The organism is Vibrio kasasachensis, from assembly GCF_050337565.1.
In the GTDB taxonomy this organism is placed as follows: Bacteria; Pseudomonadota; Gammaproteobacteria; order Enterobacterales; family Vibrionaceae; genus Vibrio; species Vibrio kasasachensis.
Genome location: NZ_JAKJTB010000010.1, coordinates 333,994 through 356,453 on the forward strand (window position 1 = coordinate 333,994; position 22,460 = coordinate 356,453).

Sequence of the window (22,460 nt, forward strand, 5' to 3'; positions counted from 1 at the left end):
GGCAAACATCTAAGGGTTATTGATGAATACTTGGAAAACGACGCTGCTTACCCTTGTAGCGGCAGGTCACATCGGCGCAGCAAGTGCTAACGTAGTCGAAATGGACAAAGTGGCAATTATCGTGAATGACGGCGTAGTGCTACAAAGCGATATTAATACCGCGCTAAAAACTCTCACCATCAATGCAAAGAAAAATGGTCAATCACTACCTGATCAAGATGCATTGATTAAACAAGTAGAAGAAAAACTGATCCTTGAAACGATTCAGCAACAAGAAGCGGAACGCATTGGTGTTCGTATCGATGACAGCCGATTAAATAGCGCCATCGAAGACATTGCAAAAAAAAACCAGCAAACGGTTGATGAATTAATCACAGCAATTAGTGCAGAAGGCATTAGTTATTCAGAATTTCGCGAACAGGTTCGTAAAGAGATCTCTGCAAGTGAAGCGCGCAATACACTAGTCCGCCGCCGTGTAAATATTCTTCCAGCTGAAGTAGATAATCTGGCTGAAGTATTAGCAAATGAGACTAATGCGACGGTTCAGTACAAAATTGGTCATATCCAATTACGTGTTGCCGATGGCGAAGATAAAACTGAGACTCAAGCACTCGCGAACGAATTAGTGGACAAGCTAAATAATGGCGAAGATTTCGAGAAATTAGCTTACGCATATTCGAAAGGTCCTAAAGCACTTCAAGGTGGTGACTGGGGATGGATGCGCAAAGAAGAGATGCCAACCATTTTTGCTGACCAAATTAAACTGCAAAATAAAGGCAGCATTATCGGTCCTTTCATCAGCGGTGTCGGTTTCCACATTTTAAAAATTGAAGATGTGAAAGGTCTTGAGACGGTTGCGGTAACGGAAGTCAATGCGCGTCACATCCTAATTAAGCCAACTGTAATCTTGAGTGATGAAGGCGTACAGAAGCAACTCAATGAGATTGTTCGCCAAATCAATTCCGGGGAGGCTACTTTTGGTGAACTAGCACAACAATATAGCCAAGACCCTGGCTCGGCTGCGAAAAATGGTGAATTAGGCTATCAAACTTCTGATCTCTACGTGCCAGAGTTCAAACACCAAATTGATACTCTCGCGGTTAACCAAATCAGTGCTCCATTTAAAACCGTTCACGGCTGGCATATCGTTGAAGTCATCGATCGCCGTGAAGTAGACCGTACCGACTCAGCAATGAAAAACAAAGCTTACCGCATCTTATTTAACCGTAAATTCAACGAAGAAGTGAGCGCATGGCTACAAGAAATTCGTGCCGCTGCCTACGTTGAAGTTGTGGAGGATCTACAAAATGTCAATTAAGCGAATTGTGGTTACTGCGGGTGAGCCTTCTGGTATTGGTCCAGACCTAGTGTTAGCGCTTTCTAAAGAGAGCTGGGATCACCAAATTATTGTCTGTGCCGATAAAACAATGCTTACTGAGCGAGCAAAGCTGCTTGGTATTGACGTTATTTTGCATGACTATGATCCAGCAAAACCAGCAACGGAACAACAAGCCGGTTCACTGATCGTCGATCATGTTGCTACCGCTCAAGCCGTTCAAGCTGGCGAACTAAATGAAGCCAATAGCCACTACGTGTTGCAAACACTTGAGCGCGCAGCGAATGGCTGTATGAATGGTGAATTTGATGCCGTCGTCACTGGTCCCGTCCATAAAGGTGTGATCAATCGTGCTGGCGTTGCGTTTAGCGGGCATACAGAATTCTTTGCCGAAAAATCGAATACTCCGTTAGTGGTCATGATGCTGGCAACTGAAGGGCTACGCGTTGCTCTTGTCACCACACATATACCTCTAGCTTGCATATCTAAAGCGGTGACGGCCGAGCGCCTCGAAAAAATCATCGATATTTTACATACCGATTTAGTAGAAAAATTTGCTATTCATCAACCAAACATCTATGTTTGCGGGCTTAACCCTCACGCTGGGGAAGATGGCTGTTTAGGCAGAGAAGAAATAGAGACGATTACGCCAACTTTGGAGCGTATCAAGCAGGAGAAAGGCATTAACCTGATTGGTCCTCTTCCAGCTGACACCATCTTTAACGAAAAGTACTTACAAGATGCTGATGCTGTATTGGGCATGTATCACGACCAAGTACTTCCCGTGCTAAAATACAAAGGGTTTGGTCGTTCAGTGAATATCACTCTTGGACTGCCATTCATTCGGACATCGGTGGACCACGGCACAGCGCTTGATCTCGCTGGTACTGGTCTAGCGGATACAGGGAGCTTCCGAACAGCATTGTCGCACGCAATAGATTTAGTAGAGAAGAAACAATGAGAAATGATGTCCACCTAGGACACAAAGCGCGTAAACGTTTTGGTCAAAACTTCCTAAACGATCCTTATATCATTGATGGTATTGTTTCCGCTATCAATCCACTTCCAGGGCAAAACCTGGTTGAGATAGGTCCTGGTCTTGGTGCTATCACCGAGCCAGTTGGTCGTGAAGTCGATAAGTTGACCGTAATTGAGCTTGACCGAGATCTTGCTGAGCGTCTGCGTAACCATCCAGAACTTGCAGATAAATTGACGATCCACGAAGGCGATGCAATGCGCTTCGACTTTACTCAACTGGTTAAGCCAAACAACAAGCTACGTATCTTCGGCAACCTACCATACAACATCTCGACCCCATTGATGTTCCACTTATTTGAATTTCATGCAGATATTCAAGATATGCACTTTATGTTGCAAAAAGAGGTGGTAAACCGTTTAGCGGCTGGACCTGGTAGCAAAACGTACGGAAGATTGACCGTAATGGCTCAATACTATTGCAAAATAGTGCCAGTATTAGAAGTGCCACCAACGGCATTCGTTCCGCCACCAAAGGTGGATTCAGCCGTCGTTCGCTTAATGCCATATGAAACACTGCCACACCCAGCAACCGATATAAAATGGTTAGAACGAGTGTGCCGAGAAGGCTTTAATCAACGTCGCAAGACCGTCCGTAACTGTTACAAGACATTACTTAGCACAGAAACACTAGAAGAGTTAGGTGTTAACCCTTCTATGCGTCCAGAAAACCTAACGTTGGAACAATTCGTTGCCATGGCCAACTGGTTGGCTGCGAACCACGAATAATACAAGATTCCAAGGGCGCTACGGCGCCCTTTTGTTTAACTGTACGAGGAGCTTATATGGATATTTCTCAACCTTGTATAAAAATTCAAGTTCATAGCCGCTATATTGCTGAACAATCGGATCCTGAATCCAATCGCTATATCTTTGCTTACCTAATTACCATTAAAAATCTCAGCACCGAAACCGTACAATTGTTCAGTCGACACTGGTTAATTACCGATGCTAACGGTAAAAAACTCGCTATAGAAGGCGAAGGCGTCGTTGGTCAACAGCCTTTCATCGCAGGACACGACGAATACACCTATACCAGTGGCACGGCCATCGAAACACCAGTTGGCGTGATGCAAGGGCATTACATTATGCTAGATGCCAAAGGTAAAGAATTTACGGCCGAGATAGAACCATTTAGACTAGCAATCCCCAATATCTTAAACTAGGAAAACCCTGTGGCAACATACATTGTTGGTGATATTCAAGGTTGTTTTGATGAACTAAAGCAACTCATTGACACCGTTCAATTCGATCCAACCGTTGATCAGCTTTGGATTGCGGGCGACTTAGTAGCAAGAGGTCCTAAGTCATTAGAAACCTTAAGATTCATCAAGAATCTTGGTGACAGTGCTCGGGTTGTGCTTGGCAATCACGATCTCCACCTCTTAGCGGTATCGCTCGGTATCCATCGTATCAAAGACAAAGATAAAACTGCGCCCATTTTTACCGCTGCAGACAAAGATGAGTTATTGAACTGGCTTCGTCACCAACCACTATTAGCCGAACATGATGAGTTTGTTATGAGCCATGCGGGGATCTCTCCACAATGGGACTTAACAACTGCGCGCTCGACCGCTCGCGAAGTTGAACAGATCTTACAAAGCGATAATTGGGCTTGGTTGATTGAAAATATGTACGCCAATCAACCTGATCTTTGGAGTGACGATTTACAGGGGATAGAGCGTTATCGTTATATCATCAATGCCTATACTCGCATGCGTTACTGCTTTGCCAATAGCCGATTAGATATGGCATGCAAACTACCACCAAATGAAGTCAATGAAGGTGATCTCATGCCTTGGTTCGAGCTTCCCAACCGGATCAAATTGGATAAAAAAATTCTCTTTGGTCACTGGGCTGCCCTTGAAGGACATAACGGTGAGCATGAAATAGGTTTAGATACTGGCTGTGTATGGGGAGGCGTGCTAACGATGCTACGTTGGGAGGATCAGCAATTCTTTGTTCAACCAGCGCTGTAGAAGATATGGCTGGAGAAAGCTCCAGCCAATTATACTAGACGCTCTTATCTAAAATCACAAAACGCATATTGTAGGCGTTCTTTTCATCTGCAGCGTAGTTTTCCGAATAGCTCTCGGCAAAAGCATCACTCCACGCAGGAAATTGTGTATCACCATCAATCTGCGCATCAATATGAGTAATATAAAGTTTATTCGCTAATGGCAAACATGCTGAATAAATCGCGCCACCGCCGATAATCATCACTTCTTCTACATCGCCCACCGCTTGCAAGGCATGTTCAATCGAAGTCACGGTAATAACGCCCTCGATAGATAATTGATTGTCGCGACTAATTATTATGTTCAGACGACCAGGTAAAGGACGACCAATTGACTCGTAAGTCTTACGCCCCATGACAACTGGTTTTCCCAGCGTACAACGCTTAAACCACGCAAAATCAGCAGGTAAATGCCATGGCATTTGATTGTCTTTACCAATAACACGCTCGTCTGCCATCGCGGCAATCATGCTAATAATCATCAAGCTATTCCTATTTTGACTAAACGAATCCGACTATACAATCGGTCGACGACGATAGAATAACAAGCCAGGCATCGCTAAGCCAACCGCTAATCCGGCGATAATAAACATCGCCTTTAAAAAGTTAGTTGCCAGCATTTCTAACAACTGCGGCTCAAAACCTCGATGATTAAGTTCAACAAGCGCAATCATTGCTTTAAATGCATACACTCCCGGAACCATCGGAATTAAAGAAGCAACGGTAAACACTTTCGGATGGGCGAATAACTTGTGCGACCAATGCACACCAATCATGCCAACGAATGTCGCAGCAAAGAAAGTTGCCCACTCAATAGGAATACCAAAGTGCATCATCAGATAACGAGAGCCATGCCCTATTGCACCGCCAAGAGCACAATACTTTAAAGCCTTAACTGGCACATTAAAGACTAAAGCAAAGCCAATCGCCGGAATTGATGCAAAAAACATATCATTAAGAAGTCCGACAAACAAAGCACTCATCGTCATAGTAACCATCCCCAAACATCAAATATGCTCATCGCTGCGATAATGCCTAAGCAAGTCGCCAGTGTTAATAAACTTGCCATGACAAAGCGGGCAATACCAATATCAATATAGCCTTTTAGCATATCCGCAACGCAGTTAATTAATGGAACACCTGGAACCAACATCAGCACAGAAGATGCCATAACTATAGTGGGTGTATTACCGATATTGTAGATGTAAGCCTGAACAGAAATAGCGGTGGTAACAAAAGCCGTTACGGTAAAATTAAGGAGTGGATTAAAGTGTCGGTGACCAATTTCTTGGCGTACGAACATACCGACGGCTGAGGCAATAAATGTCATACCAAATACCAACCAATCACCGCCAGCAAGACGGGCAAATGCCGCACAAGATAAGCCGATCATTACCACAACTAACCATCGATTGTAGCGCTCAGGGCTAATTTGATTAAGCTTATGTTGAGCGAGATAATCATCGATGATGCCACGTTCAAGCATGATACAGATACGCTGAACTTGGGTTACCACCCGCATATTGATACCACGATCAGCACAACGCCTAGCAGTAGTAATGCAATGACCACGATTCACAGTGGTAACAACAAGTGAGCTAGCAGAGAGTGATACTTCGACTTCATCCATACCACAAGCGAGACCAATTCGCTCCATTATACTGCCTACTAAGGCACTCTCGGCACCGTGAGCCAGTAGCATTTGCCCTGCTTGTGCAATTAAGCGAGACACAGCCCTTTGCTTTGTATCCATACTGATTTAACGACTCCCTAAATCAACTCTCTTCATAAAAAGGCTGACATTGTGACCAAGTTTCCAGCAAATAACTTTGATTTAAAACGTAATTTGATTTCAGATGTAAAAAAGCCGCAAATTAATTGCGGCTTTCATTTACATTTAAAAATTAGTCGCGAACATAGACAACGTGACCGTCATCTTCTTCATCATCCCAATCTTCATCATCTTCATCGTCATCTTCAGTGATAACATTATTACCAGACATCGCGTCTTTATGGTAATCGTCCCACATGAAGTCAACTTTCTCTTCTTCAGTGATCTCTTCTTCACTGCGAGGAAGCGTATCCATAAAGTCTGCTAGTTTGTAACAAAGCTCTTTTGTACCAAGCTTATTCAAAGCAGAAACTTTAAAGACTTCTTCTTCCCAACCTAGTGCATCGATAACACCTTGAATCACCTCATCGGCTTCTTTTTCAGGCATTAGATCAACTTTGTTGAAGACTAACCAGCGAGGCTTATCAGCTAGTTTCTCGCTGTACTGCTCTAATTCATCAATGATCGTCAATGCATTTTGGATCGGATCTGATTGATCAATCGGCATGATGTCGATCATATGTAGCAATACACGACAACGCTCTAGGTGTTTAAGGAAGCGGATACCGAGACCTGCGCCATCAGCAGCACCTTCAATCAAACCAGGAATATCAGCAACGACAAAGCTCTTTTCAGCGACAACACTGACCACACCTAAGCTTGGGATTAGCGTAGTAAATGGGTAATCTGCCACTTTTGGTTTTGCAGCTGAAACTGCGCGAATGAAGGTTGATTTACCCGCATTAGGCAGACCAAGCATACCAACATCAGCTAGCAACAATAGCTCAAGGCGCATTTCACGCATCTCACCTTTAGTACCTAGCGTCTTTTGACGTGGGGCACGGTTTACAGAAGACTTAAAACGCTGGTTACCTAAACCATGCCAGCCGCCTTTAGCGACCATTAGCTTCTTACCGTGCTCAGCTACCTCAGCAACAACTTCATTAGTGTGGATGTCAACAGCACGCGTACCAACAGGAACACGCAGGACCATATCTTTACCGCGTTTACCGGTACAGTTACCACCACGACCATTTTCACCACGTTCCGCTTCATAGAAGCGCTGGAAGCGATAATCGATTAGCGTGTTTAGGTTCTCATCAGCTTGAATATAAATATCGCCACCGTCGCCACCATCACCACCGTCAGGACCACCTTTGGTAATGAATTTCTCACGCCAAAAACTTACTACACCACTACCGCCATCGCCGGCTTGAACTTTAACTACCGCTTCATCAACGAATTTCATCTGTTACTCCGCATTTTGTGCGTGCAATATCATCTACAAGGCTAATTTTAGCTCATTGACAATAATATAAACTCTAGCAGATCCCATATACAGATCGATCACCTGAGATCTTGGGTCGCTCTACTTTGGACCAAATAACGAGAGGTTTTTCTCATCAGCAGACTAACCAACTAAAAGCCTCTGGTTATTTGCCCTTGCTAAAAATAAAAAACCCCGCCGAATCGGCAGGGCTTTTAAATTCAGCTAGAAACCAAATTCTAAGCTAGAAGTGTGAATTACTCAGCAGCTTCGATGCTTACAAATTTACGGTTTTTAGGACCTTTCACTTCAAATTTCACTTTACCTTCAGTAAGAGCGAAAAGAGTGTGGTCTTTACCAAGGCCTACGTTGTTACCAGCGTGGAATTTAGTACCACGTTGACGAACGATGATGTTACCTGCAAGAACAGACTCGCCACCGAAACGTTTAACACCTAGGCGTTTGCTTTCTGAATCGCGGCCGTTACGAGTAGAACCACCAGCTTTTTTGTGTGCCATTGTTAAGCTCTCCTAATTCGATTAAGCGTTGATTGCAGTGATTTTCACTTCAGTGAACCACTGACGGTGACCTTGCTGCTTACGAGAGTGCTTACGACGACGGAACTTAACGATTTTAATTTTATCGCCACGACCGTGTTGTACAACTTCAGCTACAACTTTGCCACCCTCAACAAGAGGAGCACCAACGTGAATGTTTTCACCGTTAGCAACAAGTAGAACTTTATCAAATTCAACAGTTGCACCAGTTTCAACGTCTAATTTTTCTAAGCGAAGAGTTTGACCTTCGCTTACACGGTGTTGTTTACCACCAGATTGGAAAACAGCGTACATATTTTACTCCGCTTTTTCCGCACAGCCTTCTCATTTACTTTGAGCAATTGGGTGTGCGCTAATAATCATCAATAGGGCGCAGATTCTACAGAAGAGCTTTGCCTATGACAAGCCATATTTTTAAAAAATTGGCGAAAAGCTAGTCGCCAATTAAAAGTGCCGAAATCATGCCCTTAAAGCATGTATTTATCAACGTTTTTTAGTGTATTATTCATCTATTAAGTAGATAAAGACACCAGACAGGTTCTAACCTCAGCCGGAATTACAATGGATTTTAAAGCTATCCAAACGCTTACTGCCGAAGACATGGCAAAAGTGAACAAAACTATTCAAGCCCAGCTTAACTCTGATGTATCTCTAATCAATCAACTTGGTTTCTATATTGTTGGTAGCGGGGGCAAACGCCTACGTCCACTTTTAGCGATATTGTCAGCTCGTGCGCTTGGCTATCAAGGAAGTGCACACACAACAGCGGCAGCCTTTATTGAGTTCATTCATACCGCAACGTTACTACATGATGATGTTGTGGATGAGTCAGACATGCGTCGTGGTAAAGCAACCGCTAATGCGGCGTTTGGTAATGCAGCCAGCGTGCTGGTTGGAGACTTCATCTACACTCGTTCATTCCAAATGATGACCGAGCTAGGTTCAATGAAAATCCTTCAGCTCATGAGTAATGCAGTAAACGTCATCGCCGAAGGGGAAGTTCTGCAGTTAATGAACTGTAACAACCCTGACACGACTGAAGAAAGCTACATGCAAGTCATCTATTCAAAAACAGCGCGTCTATTTGAAGCAGCAACGCAAATTGGCGCCATTATGACTGACTCTTCTGCCGACATTGAACTGGCAATGCAAAACTACGGTAAATACTTAGGGACGGCATTTCAGTTAATCGATGATGTGATGGACTACACTGCGGATGGCGAAGAGATGGGTAAAAATGTTGGTGATGACCTCGCTGAAGGAAAACCAACACTTCCTCTAATCCACGCCATGCAAAACGGCAACGAAGATCAAGCGAAGATGATCCGTGAAGCGATCGAAAAATCTAATGGCATGGATCGTTTAAATGATATTTTATTGGCAATGGATCAAACAGGATCGTTAGAGTACACCCGTAATAAAGCTATCGAAGAAGCAGATAAAGCGATTGCTGAATTATCAGTACTTGCTGAATCAGACTACAAGCAAGCACTCATCACACTTGCTCATCTATCTGTACATCGCAGTAAATAACGACCTCATTTAGCGTGCTATAGACATAAAGGCAAGCCATCAGGCTTGCCTTTTTAATAATACTGATCGCAACCAAAATGCAGTTGCGGCTGATCGATTAATTCTTCAATTCCTACATAAAATTGGTAATGGCTTTGTTGGTTTTCAATTAACAATGAATGCATTATTTCATCGACTACCAGCACTTTCCCAACACCTTGAGCACTTTCGACCAGCATACCTTGCTTAATATCTGTGAGTTCCATGTCTAGCCTCCTCCTCTACCAACATTAATTTTAGGACGATACATTGAAAGGATCAAAAAAGCCGACACTAGGCCGGCTTTCTATACACATTCGAATATTACTATAGGATATAGGCTACTTAACGAAATCGACACCAATTTGAATATCATCGCTTAACGTTTCTAGCATGCCATCTAATGCCGCTTTTTCATAAGTGCTTAGCGTGCCGTAATCAAGTATTTCTTCGACACCATTTTTACCTAACTTAATCGGCTGTGCAAAGAATGACGTATGCTCTCCAGCACCTTCAACATAAGCACACTCAACAACGTTTTCTTCACCTTGCAATGCTTTCACTAGCGCAAGACCAAAACGGCATGCCGCCTGCCCCATCGATAACGTTGCAGAACCACCACCCGCTTTAGCTTCTACAACTTCGGTTCCTGCGTTTTGGATACGTTTAGTTAGTGCGTCTATTTCTTCATTACTAAATTCAACACCTTCCACTTGAGAAAGGAGTGGTAAAATCGTTACACCAGAGTGACCACCAATCACGGGAACACGAACATCACCTGGATCTTTGTCCTTTAGATCGGCAACAAACGTCTCTGAACGAATAACATCAAGAGTGGTTACACCAAATAGTTTGCGCTTGTCGTAAACACCTGCTTTTTTCAGTACTTCTGCTGCAATTGGCACGGTAGTATTGACAGGGTTAGTGATGATACCAATACATGCTGTTGGACAGACCACCGCAATTTTTTCCGCTAGTGCCTTAACAATACCAGCATTCACGTTGAAAAGATCAGCACGATCCATACCTGGCTTACGAGCAACCCCAGCAGAAATCAAAACAACATCAGCACCTTCTAGCGCCGGTGTTGGATCTTCTCCCGCATAACCTTTAATAGATACTGGTGTTGGAATATGGCTAAGATCAGCGGCAACACCTGGCGTAACAGGAGCGATATCATAAAGTGCTAAATCTGAGCCTGCAGGAAGGCGATTCTTAAGCAATAGGGCTAGGGCTTGTCCGATGCCTCCAGCGGCACCAATTACGGCTACTTTCATCGTAGTTCTCCTTGAGAGGTAGTCTCTTCTATTATTTGGTAGGGTAATTTGTAAACGACTTCGCTAAACAAGCTATAGTATTTAACTTCCAATTACAATTATTTAACCTCATCTTTGCGAGGCTACGCAACTCGCTTTTTACGTGCTACAAGAGTGCGGAGAATAACACGATAACTCTCCGTTCTACTCCGTTTTAAGTAAGGTTAGTGTCAACAAACACTGCCAATTCTTCAGTCAAACTCTCAAGTTATTTTTTGGCGCTAACTGGCACAAAATGCATGGCTATGCGAGACTATGCACTTATCTAAGTTGCGAGTTGAAAGAGAGCTATGCGTCATACAGAAAAACAAGATAACCTCGTGCGTGCTTTTAAAGCCTTATTAAAAGAAGAACGTTTTGGTTCGCAAGGCGACATTGTTGAATCACTAAGAAATGAAGGGTTCGAGAATATTAACCAATCCAAAGTCTCTCGAATGTTGACTAAGTTTGGAGCGGTAAGAACTCGCAATGCAAAAATGGAAATGGTCTACTGCTTACCTGCAGAACTTGGGGTCCCTACCGTCTCTAGTTCACTGCGTGAACTAGTACTAGATGTTGATTACAATGGCGCATTGGTTGTGATCCACACAGGTCCCGGCGCTGCACAGTTAATTGCCCGCCTACTTGATTCACTCGGAAAATCTGAAGGTATTCTTGGTGTTGTCGCAGGTGATGATACAATTTTCATTACTCCTACCCTTTCCATTACAACAGAACAGCTATTCAATTCTGTTTGTGAATTGTTCGAATACGCCGGCTAGAATTCCTAAGCAAAACAGCACATATCACCAATCACACCTACTTTTAGGTGTGATTTGTTTCACAACTTAACCAAAACTCCTACCTAGATCTCATCTACGATAACTACTTGAGGAAAAAGACATTTCCTCATTCAATTGGAATAAAACACTATCTTAATAACTAGTTGCTTTTGCTAAAAACTTTAACAACTGTGTAATTATCTTTGGGTTTTTTGGTATTATTCAGCAACTTTTTCATCAAATGGATTGAAAAAGATGCCGTTTCCAATATAGGAAACTCTTTTAGCGGCTAAACTTGCTGAAGGACTAATAATGAATAAAGGAAGGAACATTCATGGCATTTAACAAACTTATTCAAGCTGGCGCTATTGCTGCAGCAATTATGGGTGCGGGTGCGGTAAACGCACAAGAATTCATTACAATTGGTACTGGTTCAGTTACTGGTGTGTATTACCCTACTGGTGGTGCAATTTGTAAGCTTGTTAACAAAGGACGTAAAACACATAACATTCGCTGTTCTGTAGAATCCACTGGCGGTTCAATTTACAACGTCAACACAATGCGTGCTGGTGAATTGGACTTCGGCATCGTGCAGTCAGATTGGCAGTACCATGGTTACAACGGTACAAGCAAATTTGCAGAACAAGGCCCATACGAACCATTACGAGCTGTTTTCTCTCTACACACAGAACCATTCAATATCATCGCACGTACTGACTCTGGCATTGAAAATGTAGCCGATCTTGCAGGTAAGCGTGTAAATATTGGTAACCCAGGTTCTGGTGACCGTGCAACTATGGGTGTTGTTATGGACGCGATGGGTTGGACGAACGACAGCTTCAAACTCGCTTCGGAACTAAAAGGTTCAGAACGCTCACAAGCTTTGTGTGACAACAAGATTGACGCGTTTGTTTACGTCGTTGGTCACCCGAACGGCTCTATTAAAGAAGCAACCACTTCTTGTGATGCTAAACTGATCCCTGCAACAGGCGAAGCGATCGATAAAATTGTTTCAAACAACCCTTACTATGCATTCAGCACAGTACCAGCTGGTATGTACCGTGGCACTGACAAAGACGTAAATAGCTTTGGTGTTGCTGCAACAATGGTAACGACTACAAACGTTTCTGATGAGATTGCTTACAATGTAGCTAAAGCGGTATTTGAAAACTTCGATACTTTCAAACGTTTACACCCAGCATTTGCAAACCTTAAAAAAGAAGACATGGTTCAAGCCGGTCTTTCTATTCCTTTGCATCCAGGTGCAGTGAAATACTACAAAGAAGTCGGTCTTCTTAAGTAACCGATAATAGCAAGGAGATGCACTCTCCTTGCTAACTCTCTCTATCTAAAATTTAAACTCTTATTTGGGTTTCAAAAATGAACCCCCTCTCTTTTTTATACCTATTTATTCCGGCGCTTATGTAGCTCACTCACTACACTGATATAAGCGCAAGGTTCTATACAGATAATGACGAATCCAAAATAACAAGGATAACCTCCATGACGCAGACTGCTACACCATCGGACGATGTGCAGGAAATGGTAGCTCAAGCCGATACAGGGGCACGCTCACCGAAAGGGATTTCGGGACGTATTCTATGGTTTGTTCCGCTATGTTGGTCTCTATTCCAACTTTGGTATGCCTCTCCATTACCGTTCATTTTTAATTTCGGCATACTTAACGATACAGAAGCTCGCTCCATTCATTTAATGTTCGCGATCTTTTTAGCATTCACCGCTTACCCAGCACTAAAAACATCACCCCGCGATCGAATTCCATTGCTGGATTGGGCGCTCGCGCTCGCAGGTAGTTTTTCTGCTGCTTATATCTATATTTTCTATACCGATCTCGCCGATCGCTCTGGTGCACCAACTCAACCAGATATTGTCATTGCGGTAATCGGTATGTTGCTTCTACTCGAAGCAACTCGTCGTGCTCTGGGTCCTCCTTTGATGATCGTCGCGGCAGTCTTTTTGCTCTATACCTTTGCTGGTCCCCACATGCCAGATGTCATTGCTCACAAAGGGGCGAGTTTAAATAAAGCGATGTCACACCTGTGGTTAACCACTGAAGGGGTATTTGGTGTCGCTCTTGGCGTTTCGACTTCGTTCGTATTCCTGTTTGTACTCTTTGGTGCCATGCTAGAACGCGCGGGGGCCGGTGCATATTTCATCAAAGTGGCGTTCTCGATGCTCGGGCATATGAAAGGTGGTCCTGCAAAAGCTGCCGTCGTCGCTTCAGGTTTATCAGGTTTAGTTTCAGGTTCATCAATCGCAAACGTTGTAACGACAGGTACGTTCACTATTCCATTGATGAAACGCGTCGGCTTCCCCGGCACCAAAGCGGGGGCAGTAGAAGTAGCCGCATCGACCAATGGTCAATTAACACCGCCTATTATGGGTGCTGCCGCCTTTTTAATGGTGGAGTATGTGGGTATTTCTTATGTAGAAGTGATCAAAGCAGCCTTACTACCAGCGCTGATCTCTTATATCGCACTAATTTATATTGTTCACTTAGAAGCATGTAAAGCAGGGATGACAGGGCTTCCTCGTCGCCATAATCCTACGATGCTACAAAACCTACTGTCATTTACCGGTACGATTTTAGGCTTAGTCGTAATTAGCGCCTTTGTTTACTACGGTATCGGTTGGACCAAAGATGTCTTTGGAGCCGCCGCGACTCCTATTGTCGCTGTTGCTGTTTTAATCGCATATATTGCATTACTTCGTGTTTCAGCCAAATACGCTAACGCAGGTAATATTGAGATTGACGCCCAGTTAACAGAAGTGCCAGATCCCGGTCCAACAGTGAAATCCGGTCTACATTTTCTACTACCGATCGTAGTTTTAGTTTGGTGCTTGATGGTAGAACGTTTCTCGCCGGGCTTATCTGCATTTTGGGCAACCGTGTTTATGATCTTTATTTTGATCACTCAACGACCACTATTGGCATTGATGTCAAAGTCAGACGATGTTGCCGAGCAAACCAAACGAGGTTTTGTTGACCTAGCAGAAAGCCTAGTAACTGGTGCTCGTAATATGATCGGTATTGGCGTGGCGACGGCAGCGGCAGGTACCGTCGTCGGTGTCGTAACACTGACTGGTATCGGCTTGGTTATGACGGAATTTGTTGAGTTTATTTCCGGCGGTAACATTATGTTGATGTTGCTGTTTACTGCCTTAATTAGTTTGATCCTTGGCATGGGCTTACCAACCACAGCAAACTACATCGTCGTTTCTACCTTGATGGCGCCTGTCATCGTTACACTCGGCGCACAACATGGCTTGATCATTCCATTGATCGCCGTGCATTTGTTTGTATTCTACTTTGGTATTTTGGCTGATGATACGCCGCCAGTTGGTTTAGCCGCCTTCGCCGCGGCGGCAATCGCAAAATCTGACCCTATACGCACTGGTATTCAAGGGTTTACCTACGATATACGAACCGCCATATTGCCGTTTATGTTCATCTTCAATACTCAGCTACTGCTGATGGGCATCGACTCATGGTGGCATTTAATGCTAACCGTCATATCATCAATCATTGCCATGCTGCTCTTCTCCGCCGCCACACAAGGTTGGTGGTTTACACGTAATAAATGGTGGGAGACGGTTTTGCTTTTAGTGCTCACCTTCTCATTTTTCCGCCCGGGTTTTTGGTGGGATATGATCTACCCAGCAAAAGTGTTGTCACCCGGTACTGATATCGCACAAATAGCTGAGACACTCCATGTTGGTCAATCATTAGAACTAAGAGTTGCAGGTGAAAACTTAGAAGGAAACATGGTTGAGAAAACAGTTCGATTACCATTTGAAGATGGCGCAAAAACGGCCGAAGAACGGATAAGTTCAATGGGGCTAATGCTTATTGAAAATGAAGGTCGAATGATCGTCGATATGGTGGAATTTGGTAGCCCGGCAGAAGCCTCTGGTGTCGACTTCGATTGGCAAATTAAATGGGTAGTGCAAGAGGCTGAAAGACCGATGAAAGAGTGGGTATTCATACCATGTCTATTGTTCGTCATTGTGCTTGCTACAAACCAAAAACGTCGTGCTCGTAGGGAATCGCTGAGCGCTTAACCCGCAAGGTCTCATGGAGTGAGATCTATTAGAGAAATAAGTGATGTATAAACAGATTCTTGTACCCGTAGATTTAAATGAAAACGGTTTCTCTGATCGTGCAGTTGAGCTTGCCGTTTGGCATGCAAAACAATCTAACGCTGAGATTCATTTACTCAATGTATTGCCTGGTATGCATATGTCGATGGTTGCGAGTTATTTTCCCAAAGATGCCGCGCAACAGATGAGGTGCGAGGTGGAAAAACAACTCAAGCAATTTGCACAGCAGCATATTGATGATGGTGTGGCTCATAAGGTTCATATTGCGGAAGGTAAAGCTTACAAAGCCATTTTGAAGTACGCGGAAAAACTCGCGGTCGATTTAATAATCATGCCAAGTCACAAGCGCTCAAAACTTGATAAAGCATTACTTGGATCCGTCACCAGCAAAGTAGTTCAAGCGTCGCCAATTAGTGTATTAGTTGTCAAACCACAAGGCTAACCTCTTCAGCTTTGAAAAATAAAGGCGCTCAAATGAGCGCCTTTTTAATAGTTTATACCTATCAAAAAAATACATTAACCCAGTTTTATTTATTAATCTGCTTGTCGGATAATCTATCTATCGTCATTCAAAAGCCTATTAATTATGAAAAAGACCCTTACCTTTGCCAGCCTTCACTTTACCATTGCCTTCACCGTTGCTTATGTATTAACGGGTGACCTGCTCATCGGTAGTATGATTGCAATGCTTGAGCCTGCGGTTAATACGGTCGCGTTCTATTTTCATGAATTGATATGGAGTAAAACGCTGGCGCTCAAAACATTGGCTAAAAATACTAAAGTCAAAACCATCAGCTTCGCAGTTGTCCATTTTAGCGTAGCGTTTAGTGTCGTTTTCTTCATTACAGGTGATGTATTTGTTGGCGGTATCATGGCAACTATCGAACCTGTCATTAATACCTCCGCTTATTATCTGCATGAAAAACGATGGCTACATAAGCAAGAGCAAAACTGGGCATGTACACATTAAATTGGATAGTGCTGGGCACAAAAATCTTCACTTAGCCCTACATTAAAGCATTGCGTTTGTTCATCTAAACTCACTTCAAGTTGATAAAGATCTGCAGAATTTGGCATATTCGCATCAAAATAGATCGGGGCTTCAATTTGAAATAGAGCACTCGCTTGATTATTTCGAACATCTATTGGAAGGCAATAAGTCATACCATTAAATTTGACCGATGCAGATATTAACCCAGCGGCATACGTGGTGTAATGCAGATCCACCTTAAACTCACAGCCACCACCATGATGCCAAATTTGTTCGGTTGCCACATACTCTAAACGCACGTGACGAATAAACTGCAAATACGGCGCCTGCCAAATAGCCAAGCGCGGATCATGATTATTAAGCTCATTAGCACCAAGGCAGCACACTTGATCTTCATCCTCAATAAGCCAATCATCATCAAATTGAAGAAAAAGAATTTCAAAACGATTACGACCTAACTGTAAGTATGATTTTATATCCTTTTTATATACGGCTTGGGTACCGTCGCAATCAAATACCGCCACACCATTAACTCGAACTTCAGCATGATGCTCAATACCACCGATAACCAAATCAATAGCTGCAAAAGTGAGCATAGCTTCATCGACGTCAATATCGTGCATCAAATGCCACTCTTGTTCGGCAATCACCAACTCAGACAAATCGCTGGGCAGTATTTGGCTTAGAGAGGCAGGAAAGCTAAGATCCCCTTGGGGGATAGATAAATCGGTCAACGGCGATAGCTGCCAAAGTCCTGCGAGAGAGAGTTTCATGTAATATAAACTTGCGCTAGATCAAAGTTAGCTCGATTATAGATAATATAGATACAAAAATACCAGCACTTAGGCTGGTATTTAGTAACTATTTAAAGACGATTAGAAATCTTCATCTTCATCATCTTCTTCAGGGTAAAGCGCATCTTCGCCTTCATAGTATGTGCCCCACCCGTCATAGATAATGTCATATTTTTCAGCAAGTGAAATCAGTTTTTCAACTTGCAGATCAATCGCTTCTGCGTTCAGTGCTGATTGCATCGTTGCATCACAACAAAGCAGTTTATTGCCGTCTTCATCTTCCGTTTCTTCAGCTTCTAAAACCTCAAAACCCATTTTAAACGCTTCTACTACCGCTTTTTCTAATGTGTCAAAGTCTTCGGCAAAAAGATGATGCTCGATCTCGTATAACGAATCTGGATCACTGCCATCTTCTAGCAATGCTTGGATAATATCGCGAGTCTCTTCTTTTTGAATCTCAATTAATTTTTCTACTGACAGATATTCATCTTCGTGAGACATAGTTGTGCTCCAGAGTGTAATAACAATATTGACGATTTCTCGCGACGAAATATCGCATGGTTCGGAAAAAAATACCACCTAGAATCTATGCTTGGCACGATCTTTATTTTGCTGCATCGCTGAATAAAGAGGGCATGCTCACAAAGGCAAATAAGTTCGAAAATAATGTCTATTCACTACTTCAGAATAATGTATGGTTTTATTCGGTCAAGCCATTCATCGTTAAACGCGTGATTATTTTCCCCCGACGCATAAACTAGCAATAAGCAATGAATAGAAAAATGAGTAGATGACACCATTCCCCCCAGCTACCCGAATAGCTAAGCCCGCTACACAGCGTAAAACTCAATTAATCTGACTAGAAAATTCGAATAAAAACGCATCATTTTTGTTTTTATTTCACATCATTTTTTTGTATCAATTTACCCTAAAAACAATAATTTTCAGATTTAAAATCTGAGAATTACATAATATGCAAATTTTACCGTTACAAAACAAACTTGCATCCTTGCGTTAACATTGTCATAAATGTATACCCAAGAAACTTGAAGGTGCAGGTAGGCGGCAAGTAAGAAAGTCCCCTGAGCATAGGTGAACTATGTGATTGGGGCGCACGAACACAGCCAACACCGCTGCAACTTCAAGTATGACGGGGATAGTGAGACTTAAAGTAAGGATACAGAATGAGTAAGTTGCATGTAGGCTCAGAAGTAGGTCAATTGAAACGAGTGCTTTTACACAGACCTGAGCGTGCTCTAACCCACCTCACCCCGTCGAATTGTCATGAACTACTTTTTGATGATGTACTCGCCGTGGAAGCCGCTGGGGAAGAACACGATGTGTTTGCCAACACATTGAGAGATCACGGTGTTGACGTGTTGCTACTGCACGATCTTCTCGTCGAAACCTTAGACATCCCTGACGCAAGAGAATGGCTGCTTAATAGGCAAATCTCTGATTTCCGCTATGGTCCAATGTTTGCACGTGATTTTCGAGATTACTTATCAAAGATGGATAACGAGCATTTAGCGTGTGTACTACTAGGCGGCTTAGCTTATTCAGAACTACCTTTTAAATCGGCATCCATTTTACCTAAGTTACACCGACCATTAGATTTCGCAATCGAACCTTTACCCAATCATCTCTTTACCCGTGATACCTCTTGTTGGGTTTATGGCGGCGTATCTTTGAATCCTATGATGATGCCAGCACGCCAGCGTGAGACGAATCATCTACGAGCCATCTACCATTGGCACCCGATCTTTGCAGGGCAAGAGTTTATTAAGTATTTCGGTAATGAAGATCTTCACTATGACAATGCAAACATTGAAGGTGGCGATGTTTTGGTGATAGGTAATGGCGCGGTGGTGATAGCTATGTCAGAGCGAACCACCTCCCAAGGGATTGAGAACTTGGCTGCACAATTATTTAAACATCAGCAAGCGTCACAAGTGATTGTTACTGAACTTCCCAAAAATAGAGCTTGTATGCATTTGGATACGGTGATGACCCATATTGATGTCGATACATTTTCACTCTATCCAGAGATTGTAAGAAAAGACATGAACACATGGTGCTTGAGTCCGAAACAAGATGGACAACTTAAGATAGAACAGACCAATAATCTCATCGGGTCTATTGAGAAAGCGCTCGGTTTTGATGCTTTGAGGATAATTACCACTGGTGGTAACAGTTACGAAGCGGAACGTGAACAATGGAATGATGCCAACAATGTACTAACGGTTAAACCGGGGGTTGTGATTGGTTATGAACGTAATGTTTATACCAATGAAAAATATGACAAAGCGGGAATAACTGTTCTATCTGTACCGGGAAATGAACTTGGACGAGGCCGTGGTGGAGCGCGCTGCATGAGCTGCCCAATTGAACGAGAAGGGATTTAGCGTCTTAAGTTATCGCCTATACCCAAGAAACTTAAAGGTGCAGGTAGGCGGTAAGTAAGAAAGTCCCCTGAGCATAGGTGAACTATGTGATTGGGGCGCACGAACACAGCCAACACCGCTGCAACTTCAAGTATGACGGGTATATAAACAATAAAGCAGCGCTATACGCTGCTCTATTGTTTTGTCGAAATAGAGTTGGTTACTCAGTACCACCAACGGTAAGCGAATCTATCTTCAATGTTGGTTGACCTACACCAACAGGGACACTTTGCCCGGCTTTACCACACACACCAACACCACGATCAAGACTCAGATCATTACCCACCATGGAGACTTGTTGCATCGCCTCAATTCCAGAACCGATCAGCGTTGCGCCTTTTACTGGGCGAGTAATTTTACCATCTTCGATCAAGTAGGCTTCTGAGGTAGAGAATACAAATTTACCCGAAGTAATATCCACTTGTCCGCCACCAAAATTAGGCGCGTACAAACCTTTCTTAACCGTTGAGATAATCTCTTCCGGTGAATGCTCACCAGCTAACATGTAAGTATTGGTCATGCGTGGCATTGGCAGATGGGCATAAGACTCACGGCGACCGTTACCGGTTGGAGCAACCCCCATCAAACGCGCATTGAGCTTGTCTTGCATGTAGCCTTTAAGCACGCCATTCTCGATTAAGGTATTGTATTGACCAGCAACGCCTTCATCATCCACATTCAATGAGCCACGTAGATCGGTCAATGTACCGTCATCAACAATAGTACAATGTTTAGAGGTCACCTGCTCACCAACACGACCACTAAATACTGACGATTCTTTGCGGTTAAAATCGCCTTCTAAACCATGACCTACCGCTTCATGTAAAAGTACGCCCGGCCAACCTGAACCAAGTACCACTGGCATTGTGCCTGCAGGGGCGGCATCGGCTTCTAAATTAACTAAAGCCATGCGAATCGCCTCATCCGCATATTGGTACGCAACCTGCTGTCCTTGTTGAGAAGTTAAGAAGTAATCGTAAGTAAAGCGACCACCACCACCAGCACTGCCGCGCTCTCTGCGCTCACCGCGCTGCGCTAATACTGTAATAGACAAACGAACCAAAGGACGTACATCGCCCGCATAGGTGCCATCCGTTGCAGCAACCAGCATCTGCTCATGCACACCACTTAAGCTAACCGAAACTTCTTGAATTAACGGTTCTTTGGTACGGATGTAAGCATCTAATTCTTTAAGCAGTACTGTTTTTTGTTGCTTTTCCCAACATTGCAGCGGGTTAGCTGCTTGATAGTACGCTTGATTATCAAAACGTTTGAAGGCCTGCACTTTGCCATTTTTACCTTGTTGAGCAATACCACGCGCTGCAATTGCGCTTTGCTTTAAACCTTCAAGTTGAATTTGGTCTGAATAGGCGAAGCCTGTTTTCTCACCCGTTACCGCGCGAACACCAAGACCACAGTCGATGTTAAATGAGCCATCTTTAATAATGCTATCTTCTAAAACCAGAGACTCGTGCCAGCTGGATTGGAAATAGATATCAGCGTAGTCAATCTGACGAGTCGCGATACTTTCTAAAGTACTCGCGATATCCTGCTCTGTTAGACCAGCAGGTTTAAGTAGGGCTTCTTCTACGTGATTAATTGTCATATTTCGCTCTTAAATTTTAATTCGACTATCAAAGCGGTTATGGGTCATAACCGGCATTGTCGCTCTGATCTCTGTCACGGCTTGTAAGTCTAACTCAACTAATAAGTTACTAGGCGCGTCATCTAAACGAGCAATAACGTCACCCCATGGCGATATCACCATGGAATGCCCCCATGTTTGTCGTCCACCTAAATGAACACCCGTTTGGTTAACGGCGACAATCCAAGATTGCGTTTCTATTGCGCGGGCAGTAAGTAATGGCTGCCAATGAGCTTGCCCCGTCACCGCAGTAAAAGCGGCGGGTACAACCATTACATTCGCACCTTGTTTAGCCAACTCACTGTACAGTTGAGGAAAGCGCACATCATAACAAATCGTCAGCCCTAAATGTGCAAACGGTGTTTCTAACGACACAATTTCATTGCCCGGTAGAAACGTTTCCGATTCACGGTAACGTTGGTGGCTATCTGCGACATCAACATCAAACATGTGCAACTTATCATAATTCGCCATCAACTCCCCAGCATTGTTGTATACCAGCAAAGTCGTTGTAACATCTGATTGGCGTTGAATCGGGAAGCTGCCAATAACAAGCCATACTTGATATCGCTTAGCCATGTTTGACAATTTTGCTTGAATCTCACCACTATCGAGCGGCTCAGCATGACGGTAATAATCATGGCGTGAACCAAAAACAACAGCATTTTCTGGAGTAATCACCCAAATAGCCCCTTGCTCAGCAAGTACGGCGACTTGTTGCTCGATATAAGCTAGATTTTCCTCCGGATTGGCTCCAGAGGTCATTTGTATCAAGCCAACTCTATCCATGAGT

Annotated in this window: 24 protein-coding genes; 12 read left to right on the top strand and 12 right to left on the bottom strand. The window is 43.5% G+C overall.

Features of this window, described 5'->3' with window-relative positions; genetic code table 11:
• Window positions 1-22 precede the first annotated feature (22 nt).
• From surA to apaH, 5 genes are read left to right on the top strand one after another with little or no spacing between them, the layout of a single operon-like run.
• Complete coding sequence (gene surA / locus L4C38_RS06325; RefSeq protein WP_428796689.1) at window positions 23-1,318, top strand: peptidylprolyl isomerase SurA; 1,296 nt, start codon at window positions 23-25, stop codon at window positions 1,316-1,318.
• Entirely contained in the window at window positions 1,308-2,297 is a 990-nt protein-coding gene (gene pdxA, locus L4C38_RS06330; protein ID WP_428796690.1) for a 4-hydroxythreonine-4-phosphate dehydrogenase PdxA, read from the top strand. Before surA ends, pdxA begins: the two co-directional genes overlap by 11 nt.
• Window positions 2,294-3,100, top strand: coding sequence for a 16S rRNA (adenine(1518)-N(6)/adenine(1519)-N(6))-dimethyltransferase RsmA (gene rsmA, locus L4C38_RS06335; protein ID WP_428796691.1), 807 nt, complete (start codon window positions 2,294-2,296; stop codon window positions 3,098-3,100). The genes pdxA and rsmA overlap by 4 nt, the downstream gene beginning before the upstream one ends.
• Before the next feature lie 56 nt (window positions 3,101-3,156).
• Window positions 3,157-3,537, top strand: coding sequence for a Co2+/Mg2+ efflux protein ApaG (gene apaG, locus L4C38_RS06340; protein ID WP_428796692.1), 381 nt, complete (start codon window positions 3,157-3,159; stop codon window positions 3,535-3,537).
• A 9-nt stretch (window positions 3,538-3,546) separates the two neighbouring features.
• Entirely contained in the window at window positions 3,547-4,350 is an 804-nt protein-coding gene (gene apaH / locus L4C38_RS06345; RefSeq protein ID WP_428796693.1) for a bis(5'-nucleosyl)-tetraphosphatase (symmetrical) ApaH, read from the top strand.
• A 34-nt stretch (window positions 4,351-4,384) separates the two neighbouring features.
• Here apaH and folA read toward each other — a convergent pair whose 3' ends face one another.
• From folA to rplU, 6 genes are all read right to left on the bottom strand, one after another.
• The gene (gene folA / locus L4C38_RS06350; protein WP_428796694.1) at window positions 4,385-4,870 is read right to left on the bottom strand and encodes a type 3 dihydrofolate reductase; all 486 of its coding nucleotides are present in this window, start codon (window positions 4,868-4,870) and stop codon (window positions 4,385-4,387) included.
• Between the two features lie 33 nt (window positions 4,871-4,903).
• A complete protein-coding gene (locus L4C38_RS06355; protein ID WP_428796695.1) occupies window positions 4,904-5,377 on the bottom strand; it encodes a threonine/serine exporter family protein in 474 nt (157 codons plus the stop codon).
• Window positions 5,374-6,141 carry a threonine/serine exporter family protein gene (locus tag L4C38_RS06360; RefSeq protein WP_428796696.1) on the bottom strand — a complete coding sequence of 256 codons (768 nt, stop codon included), beginning with the start codon at window positions 6,139-6,141 and terminating at the stop codon, window positions 5,374-5,376. The genes L4C38_RS06355 and L4C38_RS06360 overlap by 4 nt, the downstream gene beginning before the upstream one ends.
• Before the next feature lie 151 nt (window positions 6,142-6,292).
• Window positions 6,293-7,468, bottom strand: coding sequence for an Obg family GTPase CgtA (cgtA, locus tag L4C38_RS06365; RefSeq protein WP_428796697.1), 1,176 nt, complete (start codon window positions 7,466-7,468; stop codon window positions 6,293-6,295).
• 275 nt (window positions 7,469-7,743) lie between these two features.
• A complete protein-coding gene (rpmA, locus tag L4C38_RS06370) occupies window positions 7,744-8,004 on the bottom strand; it encodes a 50S ribosomal protein L27 (RefSeq protein WP_005593148.1) in 261 nt (86 codons plus the stop codon).
• A 21-nt stretch (window positions 8,005-8,025) separates the two neighbouring features.
• A complete protein-coding gene (gene rplU / locus L4C38_RS06375) occupies window positions 8,026-8,337 on the bottom strand; it encodes a 50S ribosomal protein L21 (RefSeq protein ID WP_428796698.1) in 312 nt (103 codons plus the stop codon).
• 267 nt (window positions 8,338-8,604) lie between these two features.
• On the opposite strand from rplU, the gene ispB reads away from it, so the two are divergent.
• Window positions 8,605-9,576, top strand: a complete 972-nt coding sequence (gene ispB, locus L4C38_RS06380) for an octaprenyl diphosphate synthase (RefSeq protein ID WP_428796699.1) — start codon at window positions 8,605-8,607, stop codon at window positions 9,574-9,576.
• Window positions 9,577-9,629: 53 nt separating this feature from the next.
• Here the strand turns inward: ispB and L4C38_RS06385 are convergent, their stop codons facing one another.
• Both L4C38_RS06385 and mdh read right to left on the bottom strand, forming a co-directional pair.
• Entirely contained in the window at window positions 9,630-9,821 is a 192-nt protein-coding gene (locus tag L4C38_RS06385) for a hypothetical protein (RefSeq protein ID WP_428796700.1), read from the bottom strand.
• Window positions 9,822-9,935: 114 nt separating this feature from the next.
• On the bottom strand, window positions 9,936-10,871 hold the full coding sequence (mdh, locus tag L4C38_RS06390) for a malate dehydrogenase (protein ID WP_428796701.1): 936 nt from the start codon (window positions 10,869-10,871) through the stop codon (window positions 9,936-9,938).
• Window positions 10,872-11,200: 329 nt separating this feature from the next.
• Between mdh and argR the strand changes: the two genes are divergently transcribed.
• The 5 genes from argR to L4C38_RS06415 all read left to right on the top strand — a co-directional run bounded on the left by argR (window position 11,201) and on the right by L4C38_RS06415 (window position 16,763).
• On the top strand, window positions 11,201-11,671 hold the full coding sequence (argR, locus tag L4C38_RS06395) for a transcriptional regulator ArgR (RefSeq protein WP_428796702.1): 471 nt from the start codon (window positions 11,201-11,203) through the stop codon (window positions 11,669-11,671).
• Between the two features lie 334 nt (window positions 11,672-12,005).
• Window positions 12,006-12,974: a TAXI family TRAP transporter solute-binding subunit gene (locus L4C38_RS06400; RefSeq protein WP_428796703.1), complete on the top strand. Its 969-nt coding sequence runs from the start codon at window positions 12,006-12,008 to the stop codon at window positions 12,972-12,974.
• Between the two features lie 200 nt (window positions 12,975-13,174).
• Entirely contained in the window at window positions 13,175-15,754 is a 2,580-nt protein-coding gene (locus tag L4C38_RS06405; protein ID WP_428796704.1) for a TRAP transporter permease, read from the top strand.
• Window positions 15,755-15,797: 43 nt separating this feature from the next.
• Window positions 15,798-16,235, top strand: a complete 438-nt coding sequence (locus L4C38_RS06410) for a universal stress protein (protein ID WP_428796705.1) — start codon at window positions 15,798-15,800, stop codon at window positions 16,233-16,235.
• A 144-nt stretch (window positions 16,236-16,379) separates the two neighbouring features.
• The gene (locus L4C38_RS06415) at window positions 16,380-16,763 is read left to right on the top strand and encodes a DUF2061 domain-containing protein (protein WP_428796706.1); all 384 of its coding nucleotides are present in this window, start codon (window positions 16,380-16,382) and stop codon (window positions 16,761-16,763) included.
• On the opposite strand, the gene L4C38_RS06420 is transcribed toward L4C38_RS06415, so the two are convergent.
• Window positions 16,760-17,557: a glycosyl hydrolase 2 galactose-binding domain-containing protein gene (locus L4C38_RS06420; RefSeq protein ID WP_428796707.1), complete on the bottom strand. Its 798-nt coding sequence runs from the start codon at window positions 17,555-17,557 to the stop codon at window positions 16,760-16,762. The genes L4C38_RS06415 and L4C38_RS06420 overlap by 4 nt on opposite strands.
• Window positions 17,558-17,659: 102 nt before the next feature.
• Window positions 17,660-18,079, bottom strand: a complete 420-nt coding sequence (gene rraB / locus L4C38_RS06425; protein WP_428796708.1) for a ribonuclease E inhibitor RraB — start codon at window positions 18,077-18,079, stop codon at window positions 17,660-17,662.
• Between the two features lie 683 nt (window positions 18,080-18,762).
• Here rraB and arcA point away from each other — a divergent pair.
• Window positions 18,763-19,983 (top strand): arginine deiminase, encoded by a 1,221-nt coding sequence (gene arcA / locus L4C38_RS06430; RefSeq protein WP_428796709.1) that lies wholly within the window; start codon window positions 18,763-18,765, stop codon window positions 19,981-19,983.
• A gap of 199 nt (window positions 19,984-20,182) precedes the next feature.
• Here arcA and tldD read toward each other — a convergent pair whose 3' ends face one another.
• Window positions 20,183-21,628: a metalloprotease TldD gene (gene tldD / locus L4C38_RS06435; RefSeq protein WP_428796710.1), complete on the bottom strand. Its 1,446-nt coding sequence runs from the start codon at window positions 21,626-21,628 to the stop codon at window positions 20,183-20,185.
• Between the two features lie 9 nt (window positions 21,629-21,637).
• Complete coding sequence (locus L4C38_RS06440; RefSeq protein ID WP_428796711.1) at window positions 21,638-22,456, bottom strand: carbon-nitrogen hydrolase family protein; 819 nt, start codon at window positions 22,454-22,456, stop codon at window positions 21,638-21,640.
• Window positions 22,457-22,460: the final 4 nt, after the last annotated feature.

Coding starts and splice junctions, on each gene's coding strand:
- rraB (WP_428796708.1), bottom strand. CDS start 18,079: ATGTCTCACGAAGATGAATATCTGTCAGTAGAAAAATTAATTGAGATT.
- apaG (WP_428796692.1), top strand. CDS start 3,157: ATGGATATTTCTCAACCTTGTATAAAAATTCAAGTTCATAGCCGCTAT.
- surA (WP_428796689.1), top strand. CDS start 23: ATGAATACTTGGAAAACGACGCTGCTTACCCTTGTAGCGGCAGGTCAC.
- pdxA (WP_428796690.1), top strand. CDS start 1,308: ATGTCAATTAAGCGAATTGTGGTTACTGCGGGTGAGCCTTCTGGTATT.
- folA (WP_428796694.1), bottom strand. CDS start 4,870: ATGATTATTAGCATGATTGCCGCGATGGCAGACGAGCGTGTTATTGGT.
- L4C38_RS06360 (WP_428796696.1), bottom strand. CDS start 6,141: ATGGATACAAAGCAAAGGGCTGTGTCTCGCTTAATTGCACAAGCAGGG.
- L4C38_RS06415 (WP_428796706.1), top strand. CDS start 16,380: ATGAAAAAGACCCTTACCTTTGCCAGCCTTCACTTTACCATTGCCTTC.
- cgtA (WP_428796697.1), bottom strand. CDS start 7,468: ATGAAATTCGTTGATGAAGCGGTAGTTAAAGTTCAAGCCGGCGATGGC.
- L4C38_RS06410 (WP_428796705.1), top strand. CDS start 15,798: ATGTATAAACAGATTCTTGTACCCGTAGATTTAAATGAAAACGGTTTC.
- mdh (WP_428796701.1), bottom strand. CDS start 10,871: ATGAAAGTAGCCGTAATTGGTGCCGCTGGAGGCATCGGACAAGCCCTA.
- L4C38_RS06420 (WP_428796707.1), bottom strand. CDS start 17,557: ATGAAACTCTCTCTCGCAGGACTTTGGCAGCTATCGCCGTTGACCGAT.
- L4C38_RS06405 (WP_428796704.1), top strand. CDS start 13,175: ATGACGCAGACTGCTACACCATCGGACGATGTGCAGGAAATGGTAGCT.
- ispB (WP_428796699.1), top strand. CDS start 8,605: ATGGATTTTAAAGCTATCCAAACGCTTACTGCCGAAGACATGGCAAAA.
- rpmA (WP_005593148.1), bottom strand. CDS start 8,004: ATGGCACACAAAAAAGCTGGTGGTTCTACTCGTAACGGCCGCGATTCA.
- L4C38_RS06355 (WP_428796695.1), bottom strand. CDS start 5,377: ATGACGATGAGTGCTTTGTTTGTCGGACTTCTTAATGATATGTTTTTT.
- arcA (WP_428796709.1), top strand. CDS start 18,763: ATGAGTAAGTTGCATGTAGGCTCAGAAGTAGGTCAATTGAAACGAGTG.
- tldD (WP_428796710.1), bottom strand. CDS start 21,628: ATGACAATTAATCACGTAGAAGAAGCCCTACTTAAACCTGCTGGTCTA.
- L4C38_RS06440 (WP_428796711.1), bottom strand. CDS start 22,456: ATGGATAGAGTTGGCTTGATACAAATGACCTCTGGAGCCAATCCGGAG.
- argR (WP_428796702.1), top strand. CDS start 11,201: ATGCGTCATACAGAAAAACAAGATAACCTCGTGCGTGCTTTTAAAGCC.
- L4C38_RS06400 (WP_428796703.1), top strand. CDS start 12,006: ATGGCATTTAACAAACTTATTCAAGCTGGCGCTATTGCTGCAGCAATT.
- rplU (WP_428796698.1), bottom strand. CDS start 8,337: ATGTACGCTGTTTTCCAATCTGGTGGTAAACAACACCGTGTAAGCGAA.
- L4C38_RS06385 (WP_428796700.1), bottom strand. CDS start 9,821: ATGGAACTCACAGATATTAAGCAAGGTATGCTGGTCGAAAGTGCTCAA.
- rsmA (WP_428796691.1), top strand. CDS start 2,294: ATGAGAAATGATGTCCACCTAGGACACAAAGCGCGTAAACGTTTTGGT.